Annotated in this window: 9 protein-coding genes; 8 read left to right on the top strand and 1 reads right to left on the bottom strand. The window is 60.2% G+C overall.

Annotation, left to right across the window (positions count from 1 at the left end; translation table 11 throughout):
- Positions 1–110 precede the first annotated feature (110 nt).
- Positions 111–4,283, top strand: a complete 4,173-nt coding sequence (gene rpoC, locus AXF13_RS03705; RefSeq protein ID WP_008684749.1) for a DNA-directed RNA polymerase subunit beta' — start codon at positions 111–113, stop codon at positions 4,281–4,283.
- A 321-nt stretch (positions 4,284–4,604) separates the two neighbouring features.
- Here the strand turns inward: rpoC and AXF13_RS03700 are convergent, their stop codons facing one another.
- Entirely contained in the window at positions 4,605–5,288 is a 684-nt protein-coding gene (locus AXF13_RS03700; protein ID WP_008684750.1) for an MgtC/SapB family protein, read from the bottom strand.
- A gap of 543 nt (positions 5,289–5,831) precedes the next feature.
- Here AXF13_RS03700 and AXF13_RS03695 point away from each other — a divergent pair.
- The 7 genes from AXF13_RS03695 (at position 5,832) to AXF13_RS03665 (ending at position 14,348) form a co-directional block, all read left to right on the top strand.
- A complete protein-coding gene (locus tag AXF13_RS03695) occupies positions 5,832–6,770 on the top strand; it encodes a respiratory nitrate reductase subunit gamma (protein ID WP_062251697.1) in 939 nt (312 codons plus the stop codon).
- A gap of 11 nt (positions 6,771–6,781) precedes the next feature.
- The gene (locus tag AXF13_RS03690) at positions 6,782–8,377 is read left to right on the top strand and encodes a (Fe-S)-binding protein (RefSeq protein ID WP_008684768.1); all 1,596 of its coding nucleotides are present in this window, start codon (positions 6,782–6,784) and stop codon (positions 8,375–8,377) included.
- Positions 8,378–9,238: 861 nt separating this feature from the next.
- A complete protein-coding gene (locus tag AXF13_RS03685) occupies positions 9,239–9,796 on the top strand; it encodes a DUF305 domain-containing protein (protein WP_009301877.1) in 558 nt (185 codons plus the stop codon).
- A 221-nt stretch (positions 9,797–10,017) separates the two neighbouring features.
- Positions 10,018–11,136 (top strand): hydrogenase small subunit, encoded by a 1,119-nt coding sequence (locus tag AXF13_RS03680; protein WP_008684772.1) that lies wholly within the window; start codon positions 10,018–10,020, stop codon positions 11,134–11,136.
- Between the two features lie 12 nt (positions 11,137–11,148).
- A complete protein-coding gene (locus AXF13_RS03675) occupies positions 11,149–12,957 on the top strand; it encodes a nickel-dependent hydrogenase large subunit (protein WP_062251696.1) in 1,809 nt (602 codons plus the stop codon).
- A gap of 86 nt (positions 12,958–13,043) precedes the next feature.
- A complete protein-coding gene (cybH, locus tag AXF13_RS03670) occupies positions 13,044–13,742 on the top strand; it encodes a Ni/Fe-hydrogenase, b-type cytochrome subunit (RefSeq protein WP_008684775.1) in 699 nt (232 codons plus the stop codon).
- A gap of 87 nt (positions 13,743–13,829) precedes the next feature.
- Positions 13,830–14,348 (top strand): HyaD/HybD family hydrogenase maturation endopeptidase, encoded by a 519-nt coding sequence (locus tag AXF13_RS03665; protein WP_008684777.1) that lies wholly within the window; start codon positions 13,830–13,832, stop codon positions 14,346–14,348.
- The last annotated feature ends 401 nt before the right edge of the window (positions 14,349–14,749 follow it).

Here is a 14,749-nt window from a genome sequence, read left to right as displayed (position 1 = left end):
TGCCGCGAGATGCGGGTAGAGTGTTAAATTGCTTTAGACGCCTGTTGCGGCCTCCGTACGGATTACAGTAACGATTCCAACGAGCTTTTTACAAAGCAAGGTATGTATATATGAGCCTGGACGATCTTTTCACTGCTCGCGGCACGTCGGCCAATGTGACCAACATCCGCAATCTGAAAGCCATCCAGATTTCCATCGCTTCGCCCGAATCCATCCGCGAATGGTCCTACGGCGAAGTGAAAAAACCGGAAACCATCAACTACCGCACCTTCAAGCCGGAGCGGGACGGTCTGTTCTGCGCCAAAATCTTCGGCCCGGTGAAGGACTACGAGTGCAACTGCGGCAAATACAAGCGCATGAAGCACCGCGGCATCGTCTGCGAAAAATGCGGGGTTGAAGTCATCGCCTCCAAGGTGCGGCGCGAGCGCATGGGCCACATTGAGCTGGCCGCGCCCGTGGCCCACATCTGGTTCCTGAAGACCTTGCCCTCCAAGATCGGCACCCTGCTGGACATGACCATGGCCGATCTGGAAAAGGTGCTCTACTTCGACTCCTATATCGTGCTGGATCCCGGCCAGACCAATCTGCAGAAGCGGCAGGTCATTTCCGAGGACCAGTACCTTCAGATTCTGGACCACTACGGCAGCGACGAGGTGCTCACCGTGGGCATGGGCGCGGAAGCCGTGCGCAGCCTGCTGGAAGAGCTGGACCTGGAAAAGCTGCGTGTTGAGCTGCGCGAGGAAAGCGAGGCCACCAAGAGCCAGACCAAGAAGAAAAAGCTGACCAAGCGCCTGAAGATCGTGGAGGCTTTTCTGGAATCCCAGAACAAGCCCGAATGGATGATCATGGAGGTCATTCCGGTCATTCCGCCGGAACTGCGTCCCCTGGTGCCCCTGGACGGCGGCCGTTTCGCCACCTCGGACCTCAACGATCTCTACCGCCGGGTCATCAACCGCAACAACCGCCTCAAACGGCTCATGGAGCTGGGCGCGCCGGAAATCATCATCCGCAACGAAAAGCGTATGCTCCAGGAAGCCGTGGACGCGCTCTTCGACAACGGCCGCCGGGGCCGGGCCATCGCCGGCACCAACGGCCGCCCGCTCAAGTCTCTGTCGGACATGATCAAGGGCAAGCAGGGCCGCTTCCGCCAGAACCTCCTGGGCAAGCGCGTGGACTACTCGGGCCGTTCGGTCATCACCGTGGGCCCCTACCTCAAGCTGCACCAGTGCGGTCTGCCCAAGAAGATGGCCCTGGAGTTGTTCAAGCCCTTCATTTATTCGGAACTGGAAAAACGCGGCCATGCCTCCACCATCAAGAGCGCCAAAAAGATGGTGGAGCGCGAGGAACTGGTGGTCTGGGACATCCTTTCGGAAGTGGTACGCGAGTACCCCATTCTGCTCAACCGCGCCCCGACCCTGCACCGCCTGGGCATCCAGGCATTTGAGCCCCTGCTGGTGGAAGGCAAGGCCATCCGCCTGCATCCCCTGGTCTGCTCCGCCTACAACGCGGACTTCGACGGCGACCAGATGGCCGTGCATATTCCGCTGTCCGTGGAGGCCCAGATCGAATGCCGCGTGCTGATGATGAGCACCAACAACATTCTGTCCCCGGCCAACGGCGGTCCGGTCATTGTGCCCTCGCAGGACATCGTGCTGGGCCTCTACTACATGACCGTGGAGCGCAGCTTTGAAAAGGGCGAGGGCATGACCTTCTGCGCGCCTTGGGAAGTGGAAGCCGCCTACGACGCGGGCCAGGTCTCCCTGCACGCCCGGGTCAAGGTGCGCATGAAGGAAGGCGAGGATCTTGTGCAGACCACGCCGGGCCGTGTGCTGGTCAGCGACATTCTGCCGCCGGAACTCTCTTTCGAGCACGTCAACACGGTGCTGACCAAGAAGGCCATCGCCAAGCTGGTGGGCGCGGCCTACCGCACCTGCGGCATCAAGTCCACAGTCATCCTCTGCGACAAGCTCAAGGACATGGGGTATGAGTTCGCCACCCGCGCCGGTGTGACCATCGGCGTGAAGGACCTGACCATTCCCGAAAGCAAGAAGAACATCCTGGCCAAATCCCAGGCCGAGGTGGACGATATCGAACGCCAGTACCGCGACGGCATCATCACCCGTACGGAAAAGTACAACAAGGTGGTGGACGTCTGGACCAAGGCCACGCAGGACGTTTCCACGGAAATGATCAAGGAGATCTCCTACGACGTGCTCACGGACGAGAAGACGGGCAAGCAGGAAAAAAACCAGAGCTTCAATCCCATCTTCATGATGTCCAACTCCGGCGCGCGCGGCAACCAGGACCAGATGCGCCAGCTCGCGGGCATGCGCGGCCTGATGGCCAAACCGTCGGGCGAAATCATCGAAACGCCCATCACCTCGTCCTTCCGCGAAGGGCTCTCGGTGTTGCAGTACTTCACCTCCACCCACGGCGCGCGCAAGGGCCTGGCGGACACGGCCCTGAAGACGGCCAACTCCGGTTACCTGACCCGCCGCCTGGTGGACGTGGTCCAGGACGTGATCGTTTCCGAGCACGACTGCGGTACGGTGGACGGCATTGAGCTGACCCACATCAAGGAAGGCGGCGACATCAAGACCCCGCTGGCCGAACGCATCATAGGCCGTGTGCTGCTCTATCCCGTGCATGACCCGGACGAGCCGGAAAAAATCCTGCTGCCCGAAAACACCCTGATCACGGAAAGTGAAGCCAAGCTGATCAACGACAAGGGCATCTCCTCGGTCATGGTGCGCTCGCCCCTGACCTGCCAGTCGGAACGCGGCATCTGCGCCCTGTGCTACGGGCGCGACCTGGCCCGCGGCCATCTGGTCAATACCGGCGAAACCGTGGGCATCATCGCTGCCCAGTCCATCGGCGAGCCGGGCACCCAGTTGACCATGCGCACCTTCCACATCGGCGGCACGGCTTCGAGCACCATTGAAAAGAACAAGTTCGAAGCCCAGAACGCGGGCCGGGTGATCCTGAATCGCGTACGGGCCGTGACCAACCGTGACGGCGCGCAACTGGTGCTGGGCAAGAGCGGCCAGCTGACCATCGTTGACCCGCAGGGCCGCGAACGGGAGAAATACATTCTTCCCAACGGCGCGCGCCTGATGGTCCATGACGGCCAGGAAGTGACCAAGGGCGTCGTGCTGGCCGAATGGGACCCCTTCAACGAACCCTTTGTGTCCGAAGAAGACGGCGTGATCCGCTTCACGGACATCATCGACGGCAAGACCGTGCAGGAAAAGGTGGACGACGTCACCCGTCAGGCCTCACTGACCATCATGGAGTACCGCACCACCAACTTCCGGCCCTCCATCTCCATCTGCGACGACAACGGCAATGTGAAGAAGCGCGTGCACGGCGCGGCGGCGGCCATCTACAGCCTGCCCGTGGGTTCCATCATCATGGTCAAGGACGGCGAGAACATCCAGGCCGGCGACATCATCGCCCGCAAGCCCCGCGAAACCTCCAAGACCAAGGATATCGTGGGCGGCCTCCCGCGCGTGGCCGAGCTCTTTGAAGTGCGCAAGCCCAAGGACATGGCCGTGGTTTCCGAAATCGCGGGCACCGTCACCTACGCGGGCGAGTCCAAGGGCAAGCGCAAGCTGGTGGTCACGCCGGAAATCGGCGAGGCCAAGGAATACCTTGTGCCCAAGGGCAAGCACATCACCGCCGCGGACGGCGACTTCGTGGAAGCGGGCGATCCCCTCACCGAAGGCTATCCGGAACTGCACGATATCCTGCGCACCCGAGGCGAGAAATACCTGGCCCGCTATCTGGTGGACGAAATCCAGGAAGTCTACCGCTTCCAGGGCGTGGGCATCGACGACAAACACATCGAAGTGATTGTGCGCCAGATGCTCAAGAAGGTGACCATCCTCGACTCCGGCGGCACCAGCTTCCTGGTGGGCGAGCAGGTGGACAAGAGCGAGTTCAAGGCCGAAAACCAGAGGACCATAGCCGAGGGCCGCGTTCCGGCCACGGCGGAACCGCTGGTGCTGGGCATCACCCAGGCCTCGCTGACCACCTCATCCTTCATCTCGGCGGCTTCCTTCCAGGAAACCACCAAGGTGCTCACCGAAGCCTCGCTCAAGGGCAAGATGGACTATCTGCGCGGCCTCAAGGAAAACGTCATCGTGGGCCGCCTGATCCCGGCGGGTACGGGCTACCGCGAATACGTGAACGGCGACATCGAGGTGCCGGACCAGAAGGAACGCCCCGACAAGTTCCTGGAAGAACTGGAAGAAAACCCCGTGCTGGTGGATCTGAATCAGTAACGGCCGTACTCATAGAGATAACAGAAAGCCCCGGAAGCATGCCTTCCGGGGCTTTTTCGCGTTGACGTGATAGCGCGATTTCACTTTGGAATGGCTCTATCGCCGCACACAGTGCGGCGCGCCGCGAAGACCGGCCCCACGGGCGGCCCGTAGGGCCGTGCCTGTAGCCCAAAGGGCGTACAGGCATCGAGAGCAACGCGGCGTGGATTCCGGCGAAGCGGCCGAAGGCAGCCCGAATGGCTGTCCCCGTTGGCGGCAACGGAGCCATACGGGGTTTGAAATTTGTAAAATTTCAAAGTTAATCCGCTCCGGAGGCGGGGCTCAGCTCTTGATTTCCACCCGCAACACGTGTCCGTCCTTCTTCAGCAGATCCAGCAGGTCGGCCAGATCGTAGCCGTAGGGCACCTTGATGTGCGCGTCCACCATAATGATCTGACCCTCCTTGTCCGGAACGGCCTTAAAGCTCGAGATAAAGAGCTTGCGCTCGCGCAGGGCCGCGCGCACCACATCCAGACCCGTGCACCCGTCGCGGATATGCAGGCAGAGATGCTCCATGCTGGGCGCGCGCAGCCAGGTAAAGTGCCGGTGCAGAAAAATCTGGATCAAAAAAATCAACGCCGTGCCCAACACGCCGAGCAGATACAGGCCCGAGCCCACGGCCATGCCGATGCCCGCCGTGGCCCAGATGCCCGCCGCCGTGGTCAGGCCGCTGATGTTCTGCCCACGCACAAAGATCATGCCCGCGCCCAGAAAGCCCACCCCGGTCACGATCTGGGCCGCGACGCGCGAAGGGTCCAGGGCCACGCCGTGCAGGGGGATCATGTCCGCGAAGCCGTACTTGGAGACGATCATGAACAGCGCCGAACCCATGGAAACCACCAGATGGGTACGTATGCCCGCCTCTTTGCGGCGGTTGGCCCGTTCATAGCCGATAAAGGCTCCGCAGAGCCCGGCCAGGAAAAGGCGCCCCAGAAACTCAAATTCCTGCAACAATCCCAAGTCCATACCCTCTCCTCCAAATACCGGCCTAACACAGATGTACAACAGACTCAACCGCTACGAACCAACCATTCTCCAGGGAGGCGCGGATCGTACATGGTCTGCTGTCCGGCCCATGAACAGAGGCCCACAAATGCAACTGCGCACTGAGCCTCCGTGTTTTTCTTCTCCCGTCCCTGGCGAAAAAATTTTTTCCAAGCGCCGCGAAAAATTTTTTTTGCGGCGCTCTCTTTCACATAATATAGCTGATTTATTTAAATAAAATTATTTCACTCAAGATTACTATGATTCCTCCGAATCAGGCCGGGATCTTTGCATTTTTGTGAAATTCCGTTATCAGAAGTGACTTGCCACGTACCTTGACTTTCCCGTTTTTGTAACCAATTCCTGATAAGGATGAAGTTACAACGGGCTGGGCGCGTGCGTAATTTGGGATGAGGTTGAAAGGCAAGCAGGCGTATGCCGGGCTTGTTGCGGCGACATCGGCCCGGGGCCGATGTCCCGGCAAACCCATGATGCAGCGGCATCTTGACTTACGGGAGAAAACGCATGACCACTCTGTTCTACATTCTGGGCTACCTGGCGGTAGTCGGCTTCATTTGCCTGGCCTACTTGAAAATCAAGGCCTACATGGCGGCCAGCCCTCTGCACGTGCGCTGGGAACTCTATCCCGTGCCGCATGAAGGCCCCAAGGCCACGTACGGCGGCAGCTTCATGGAGGAAAAGGACTGGTGGACCAAGCCCCGCCACATTTCGCACTGGGGCGACATCAAGGGCATCCTGGTGGAAGTGCTTTTCCTGCACGCCACCCTGGAACACAACCAGAAGCTCTGGTTCCGCACCTATCCCTTCCATGTGGGCATGTATATGCTCATGGGCGGCACCATCATCGTGGTGCTGTCGGTCATTGCCCAGCTGTGCGGCCTGGACCCGCAGGGCGGCGTCATGGCCTTTGTGGGCAACGTGATCAGCGCCGTGGTGCTGCTGGGTTCGTTCTGTATCGTCGGCGGCGGCATCGCCCTGATCCAGCGTCGTCGTGAGGACGAAGGCCTGAAAAAGTACACCACGCCCGAGCACTACCTCAATCTTGGGGCCTTCGTGCTCTTCGGCCTGCTGTCGTTGGCGGCCTGGACCTTCAATCCCTCGTATTTCGAGCTGGCCCGCACCTTCATTTACAACCTGTTCACCTTCAACTTCCAACCCCTGCCCAGCGTCTTCTTCACTCTGAATCTGCTGGTGGGCTTTTTCCTGCTGATCTGGATTCCCGTGACCAACATGGGCCATCTGATCATGAAGTACTTCATGTACCACGACATCCGCTGGGGCGATGAACCCACCAACTACAGCGAGAAAAACAAGCAGAAGATCTCCGAGATGCTCAAGTACGATGTGACCTGGTCTGCCGACCACATTGCCGGCGACGGCAGCCCCAAGACCTGGGTGGATGTGGCTACCACCAATCCCGCAGCCCCCAAGAAAGAAGACTAGGGAGTTCCGACATGAAAGACAATCTGCGTTTGAGCGATGTTTCCACTGCCGAAGGGCAGATGGTCAGCATTGATCCGAATACCCTTCCCGAGCTCACGCTTGACGTGAAGCCCATGCCCTGGAAGCCCTTCACCGACGAGCAGAAAGAAAACACGGCCTGTATTCTGGACGACGTGTGCGTGCTGAATATTCCCAAGCCCAAAACCCCGCAGGAAGAGGAAGAGCTTGTCAACAAGTTCCTCGACGGCATGCGCAAGCTCTTTTCCAAGGAAAACAACTGGACCTTCCTGCCCATGCTGGAAACCAGCATGGACAACTGCGTGCAGTGCAACTCCTGCTCCGCCGCCTGCCATCTTTTTGAGATGTCCGGCGAGAACGAGATGTACCGGCCCAATTTCCGTTCGGAAATTTTCCGCCGTATCTACAAGCAGTATGTGAAAAAAGAGCCCTTCGCCAAATGGCGTTACGGCGACATCAATCTGAACTGGAAGACCGTGGCCCGCCTGGGCGAGCTGGCCTATCGCTGCAACCTCTGCCGGCGTTGCGCCCAGACCTGCCCCATCGGCGTGGACAACGGCCTGATCGCCCGTGAAATCCGCAAGCTGTTCAGCCAGGAGCTGGGCATCTACCCCCGCGAACTGCACGAAAAGGGCACCATGAACCAGATGAAGGTGGGCTCCTCCACCGGCATGACGCCCGAAGTGGTCAAGGAGAACGTGGAGTTCATCGACGAGGACTACTCGGAAATCACCGGTGTGGGCATCCACACCCCCTTTGACGTGCAGGGCGCGGACATCATGCTGCTGCACAATGCCGGTGAAATCATGGCCTGGCCGGAAAACATCGCGGCCTTCTCCCTGATTTTCCAGGAGGCCGGCCTGTCCTGGACCCTGTCCAGCAAGGCCGTGGCCTATGACGGCGTGAACTACGGCGTGTTCTACGACGACGCCCAGACCGCGCGCATCGCCCTGCAGCACATGATGGCGGCCAAGGAACTGGGCGTCAAAAAAATCGTGATCGGCGAATGCGGCCACGCCCACAAGGCCATCACCGTCATCGCGGACCGCGTGATCCCCTTTGAGTACCAGGTGCCGCGCGAATCCTGCTACGTGACCCTGCGCGACATCGTCATGTCCGGCCGTCTCAAGCTCGATCCTTCGCGCAACGACTTCCCGGTGACCCTGCATGACCCGTGCAACGCGGTGCGCCTGATGGGCATCGTGCAGCCGCAGCGCGAGATTCTGCATAAGATCGCACCCAAGTTCCGCGAAATGCCCTGCCACGGCGTGGACAACTACTGCTGCGGCGGCGGGTCCGGCTTTGCCATCATGACCCGCAACAACATCGACGAATGGCGCGGCAACATCTCCGGACGCAAAAAGATGTGGCAGATCGGCGAAGCCTTCAAGGAATGCCTCGGCCCCGAGACCAAGAAGTACATCTGCGCGCCCTGCTCCAACTGCAAGGGCCAGATCCGCGAACTGCTGGAACACAACGACCTGTATTCCAAGAACAGCTTCGCTTACGGCGGCCTGGTGGAACTGATCGTCAACGCCATGACCAACGTCAATCCCGGCTTCATCAAGTGGGAAGGCGACGAGGAATAACATCCCCGGCGCACTATGAAAGCCGATACACAGGGGGGCGCAAGCCCCCCTGAGGCTGTTGACAAAGTCGGCAGCCCCGAAAATCAGGAGCAGGTCGCGGCTTTGCCGCGCCGTTAAGCGACTGATTTTCGTGCCTTTCCACCCGGTGGCTAAGCCGCCGTTGGTGGCGCAAATCACGCGAAGCGGGGTTTGTCATCAGTCTGAGGGGGGCGAGAGCCCCCTTTTTTTGCGCCCTTTTTCCACCGCCCGGCCCAGGACCGGCCCAAGATTGATCTCTCACAGAATTGCCTTTGAAAAGTCGGAACGCAATGCGAATCGACCTGCATTCCGACGTTTCAAAGTTGAAATGCCCTCCCCCCTCCCCTTCCGCGGGCGGCGCATGCCGCCCCAGGCATCACTTTCAATTTCCTCATAAAATATCTGCGGAACGCTGTGATCTGCCTAATGCCGAACCACTTTGCTTGCCTTTCTTTCGTAATGGCTATAGTATTTTTTACGCGTAAGCAGGGTATTTCCCATATGCTTTTATATGGCCTGCCAAGCATCAAGGCATTGTGACAAGGCAAGATATCAGGCATCCTGTATAGCCGGTTTTCAGCCGACGAGCCGCTCGACGGGCGGCGGGCGTTGTACCCGGCAGGGATGCCGTAACATATTTAATCGGCCTTCCGCGTGGTCAGCATAGCTCCCGTACGCGAAAGGCAGCCGGGTCCGCAGGGACACGGCACACACCACTCCGGTCACACCGGACCGCTTTTGTACCGCAGGCGCGCTTCCCTTATCGGAAGCGGGCGCGAAACAAGGCGGGCTTACGGCTGGAACCGGGCCACACGGATGGCCGATGCAATTCTGGAGCAAAACATGCGTAAAATATATTTGAGCCTTCTTTTCCTTCTTCTGGCAGCCATGCCCGCACAGGCGATGGAACAAAACATGGGCGGCCACGACATGGCCCACGACCAGAACGCGTATTCCGACAGGGTCTACCTTTCCGGCATGATCGCCCATCATGAAGGGGCTGTGCAGATGTCCGAAGTGCTGCTGGCCGCGCCCAAGAAACAGCAGGACCCGCAGGTGGCCGCCTGGGCCAAGCAGATCATCAAGGCCCAGAAAGAGGAAATCGAGCAGATGAAAGCCTGGCTCAAGGATGCGGGCGGGCTGGATCAGCAGGCGTATGATGCCATGCGCCATGATATGCAGAATATGATGCATATGTATACTTCCCAAAATCCCAATGTGCAGTTTGTGCAGCAGATGCTGCCCCACCACGGCATGGCGGTGACGATGACCGTGCCCGTGCTTGTGCATTCGCAGAAAGCGGATCTGCTCAAGCTGGGCCAGGAAATCATCGAAGCCCAGGCCGCGGAGATGCACGCCTTCAGAACCTGGCTCAACGACCGGGGCGATCACAACATCTAACGAGAGAGAGGATGTTCCGGCGGCAGGGGGCTGCTGTCGGGGCAGGGCTTACGTATGGGGGGCATTGCGCCGTGAGGCGCAGTGGTCTTCAGTGTTTGCGTCCGGCGAATGGCGGCTTGCGCCGCTGTTCTCCCTGCGCACCGTCGGCCGGGGCCGGGCGGCATTGCAGGCCGCCCTGTGCGAACCATTGAAGCTATAATTTACATTTGAGGTAACGTTATATGGCACATCTTGAGACAACCGCTGAAATGCTGCGCAACCGCGGCGTCAGCCGCCGGGATTTCCTGAAATTCTGCGCAATCACCAGCGTGGCGCTGGGGCTCGGCCCCGGCTCGGATTTGGTCATGGCCGAGGCGCTGTCCACCAAGCCGCGTCTTCCCGTGCTCTGGATCAACGGGCTTTCCTGCTCCTGCTGCACGGAATCCTTTTTGCGCACGGCCCACCCCCTGGCCACGGACATCATTCTGGCCATGATCGCCCTGGACTATCAGGACACCATCATGGCCGCCGCCGGCGAACAGGCCACGGCGGCCTATGACGAGGCCATCAGCAAATACAAGGGGCAGTACATTCTGGCCGTGGAAGGCAATACGCCCCTGAACGGCCAGGGCATGTACTGCATCGACGGCGGCAAGCCCTTTATGGACAAACTCGCGCGCGGCGTGGAACACGCCAAGGCCGTGGTTGCCTGGGGCACCTGCGCTTCCTGGGGCTGCGTCCAGGCTGCCAGCCCCAACCCCACGGCGGCCACGCCGCTGCACAAGCTCTTTCCCAACAAGCCCCAGCTCAAGGTGCCGGGCTGTCCGGCCATTCCGGAAGTCATGAGCGCCATTCTGGCCTATATCATCACCTATGACCGTCTGCCCGCGCTGGATTCCCAGGGGCGCCCGGAAATGTTCTACGGCAAACGCGTGCACGACCAGTGCTACCGCCGGGCCCACTTCGACGCCGGTGAATATGTGGAATCCTGGGATGACGAAGGCGCGCGTTCGGGCCTCTGCCTGTACAAGATGGGCTGCAAAGGCCCCACCACCTACAACGCCTGCCCGGCCACACGCTGGAACAACGGCGTGTCCTTCCCCATCCAGTCCGGGCACGGCTGCATCGGCTGTTCGGAACAGAACTTCTGGGATCAGGGCTCCTTCTACGACCGCATCACCACCATCCCGCACTTCGGCACCAACGCCACGGCCGAGACTGTGGGTGTGGCCGCCGTGGCCGGTGTGGCCGCCGGTGTGGCCGTGCACGGCGTTGCCAGCATGATCCGGCATGCCCGCTGCCCCGAAAAAAAGGCCGACACCAGCGCTTCAACCACCAATACCAACGACTCCAACAGCTAAGGAACGATATCCATGGCCTACGAATATACCACGCAAGGATACACAGTCATTGACGCGGGCCGCCGCGTCGTGGTGGACCCGGTCACCCGCATTGAGGGCCATCTGCGCTGCGAGGTGAATCTGGACGAACAGAACGTCATCACCAACGCCGTGTCCTGCGGCACCATCTTCCGCGGCATCGAGATCATCCTCAAGGGCCGAGACCCCCGCGACGCCTGGGCTTTTGTGGAGCGCATCTGCGGCGTCTGCACCGGCACCCACGCCCTGGCCTCGGTGCATGCCGTGGAAAACGCCCTGGGCATCGACGTCCCGGACAACGCCAATATCATCCGCAATATGATGCAGCTCTGCCTGATGTACCATGACCATCTGGTGCACATGTACCATCTGGCGGGCCTGGACTGGGTGGATGTGGTCTCGGCCTCCAAGGGCGATCCATACGAGACCTCGGCCCTGGCCCAGAAGCTCTCGCCCTGGCCCAATTCCTCGCCGGGCTATTTCAAATCGGTCAAGGACCGGCTGCTCAAAGTCATCGAATCCGGCAATCTCGGCATCTTCACCAACGGCTACTGGGGTCATCCGGCCTACAAGCTGTCGCCCGAAGCCAATCTGATGGTGGTGGCCCACTATCTGGAAGCCCTGGACTTCCAGAAAGACGTCATTCACATCCACACCATTTTCGGCGGCAAAAATCCCCACCCCAACTGGCTGGTGGGCGGCGTGCCCTGTTCCCTCAACATCAACGCCTACGGCGCGGCCGACGTCATCAACCAGGAGCGCCTGGAATACATTCTTCAGGTCATCGAGCGCTGCCGGGTCTTCGCCCAGCAGGTGGTGATCCCCGATACCCTGGCCCTGGCCACTTTCTACAAGGACTGGCTCGGCATCGGCAGCGGTCTGTCCAAACTTTCGGTGCTGGCCTACGGCGGCATTCCGGACATCGCCAACGATTTCTCGGACAAGAGCCTGCTGATGCCGCGCGGCGCGATCATCAACGGCAACTTTGAGGAAGTCCTGCCCGTCAACCTCACGGACCCTGACGAAATTCAGGAGAGCGTCAATCACTCCTGGTACGACTACCCCCTGGGCAAGGTGGGCCTGCATCCCTTTGACGGCGTCACCGACCCCAACTATCAGCCCGGCCCGAACATCAAGGGCACGCCCACGGACCTCAAGCAGGTGGACGAACAGGCCCGCTATTCCTGGCTGAAAACCCCGCTCTGGCGCGGCAACCAGATGGAAGTGGGCCCCCTGGCCCGCACCCTAGTGGGCTACGCAAAAAAGGACGACGCCATCAAAGGCATGGTGGACGACTTCTGCGGCCGTCTGGGCGCGCCGGTCTCGGTGCTCCAGTCCACGCTGGGCCGCATCGCCGCCCGCTCCCTGGAGCTGGCCTGGTCCGCCGAAAAACTGCGCTACTTCTATGACCGGCTGGTGACCAACCTGAAAAACGGCAACACCTCCACGGCCAATACCAAAAACTGGAGCCCCGATACCTGGCCGGAAGGCGAGGTGCGCGGCGTGGGCTTTACCGAAGCCCCACGCGGCGCTCTGGGCCACTGGATCGTGATCAAGAACAGGAAGATCGAACGCTACCAGTGCATTGTGCCCACGACCTGGAATGCCGCCCCGCGCGGCCCCAAGGGCCAGCTGGGCGCATACGAGGCCGCGCTGATGGGAACCCACATGGATATTCCCGATCAGCCGCTGGAAATTCTGCGCACCCTGCACAGCTTCGACCCCTGTCTGGCCTGCGCCACCCATATCATCGGGCCCGACGGCAAGGACCTGCTGACCGTGCGCGTGGACCGGAGCTTCTGAACCGTTGTTGCCGCGCTGGCGCGGCAACAACGTACGGGCGCGGGGTGAATCCGGCATACGGAACCCCCGCCTTGTGGAGAAATGTCATGAACAACAGTGATAACGTGCTGGAGCCTGTGGGCAAGTCAGCCTATGTCTACCAGTTGCCCATCAGGATCTGGCACTGGACCATGGTCGCGTGCGTCAGCGTGCTGATCGTCACGGGCTACATTATCGGCAAACCCTGGCTTTCCGTCACCGGACAGCCTTACGATACCTTTTACATGGGCTATACCCGCATGGCCCACTTCATCGCCGGCTTCATCCTGATAATCAGTACGGTGCTGCGCTACCTCTACGCTCTGATCGGCAACAGGTACTCGCGGGAGCTGGTCATCCTGCCGTTCTGGCGTAAATCCTGGTGGGGCGGCCTGTGGAGCGACATCCGCTGGTATCTCTTCCTGGACAAGGAGCCCCGGGTCTATGTGGGACACAATCCCCTGGCCCAGGCGGGCATGGCCGTGGGCATGGTCTTCATGCTGATCATCATGCTCAGCGGTCTGGGCCTGTATGCCCAGAGCGCCCCCCAGTCACCCATCTTCAGGCCTTTCCTCTTCATGCTGGACCTGATGTACTGGGTGGGCGGCAATGATCAGGAGCTGCGCAGCCTGCACCGGCTGGGCATGTTGCTGCTGGTGACCTTCGTCACCGTGCACATCTATATGGTGATTCGTGAGGAAATCATGGGCAAGACCACCCTGGTTTCCACTATGATCAGCGGCTTCCGTGAGCGCCGCCGGAGCTGATCCGCGTAACCTCACAGCGTTCAAACGCCCGGCCGGTTCCCGCGCATTCCTTGCCGGAACCGGCCGGAATTGCGATAAGGAAAGAATATGGAAAAAACAATCATCCTGGGGCTCGGCAATCTCCTTTACGGCGACGAGGGCTTCGGCGTGCGCCTGGCGCAGCATCTGTACGCCCATTGGGATTTCCCGCCGGGCGTCAGCGTGGTGGACGGCGGCACGCAGGGCCAGACCCTGCTCACCTTCGTGGAGGAGGCGGACAGCCTGTTGGTGCTGGATGCCGTGGATTTCGGCCTTGAACCGGGCGAGCTGACCCTGCGGGAGGAAGTACCCGCCTATGTCACAGCGCAGAAAGTCGGCCCGCATCAGAACAGCTTTTCCGAAGTGCTGGGTCTGGCGGCCCTGCGCGGCACCCAGCCGCGACGCTGTGCCCTGCTGGGCGTGCAGCCGGCGGCCATGACCCTGGGCGCGCACTGCTCGCCGGAAGTGGAACGCATCCTGCCCGAGGCTGTGAACCAGGCCCTGGGCCTGCTCCGCCACTGGGGCATTGAAGCCGTCCGCCGCCCGGAGCCCCGCCATCTTTCGGCCCCGGTGCTGGCCGAACTCTGAACCGTTTTCCCGCAGCATTCGGCCCAAGGCGTCCCTCCGTTTGCGCGCAACACGGAACGACGCCCTGTTTTTACGGAAAAATACCCGAATTCACGCCGCTGCAAACAGAGCGGCAAAGTCGCCCTCTCCCGCAAGCTGAATTACTTAAAAAAAGCGGACGGGCCTGCAAAATGAACGTAACCATCCATTGAATGGGGATATACGTCCTGCAATATATTTGGGAAAATATGCGCAAATGCTCTTTCGGAAGAAATTACAGGGAGCACACGCGGAATTCACAGTACTGACGAATAAAAAAGTCCACGGATAGCGAAATACCGCTTTTATCAGCTTGAATTTATAGCTATAGTATTGACAGCGAAAGAGGGCTCTGATAGGCACGCACTGTCCGTGTCGCCCGC

Origin of the sequence: Desulfovibrio fairfieldensis, assembly GCF_001553605.1 — a bacterium.
GTDB lineage: Bacteria > Desulfobacterota > Desulfovibrionia > Desulfovibrionales > Desulfovibrionaceae > Desulfovibrio > Desulfovibrio fairfieldensis.
The sequence above is the reverse complement of the archived record's forward strand: the minus strand, read 5'-3'. Positions and strand labels throughout refer to the sequence as shown.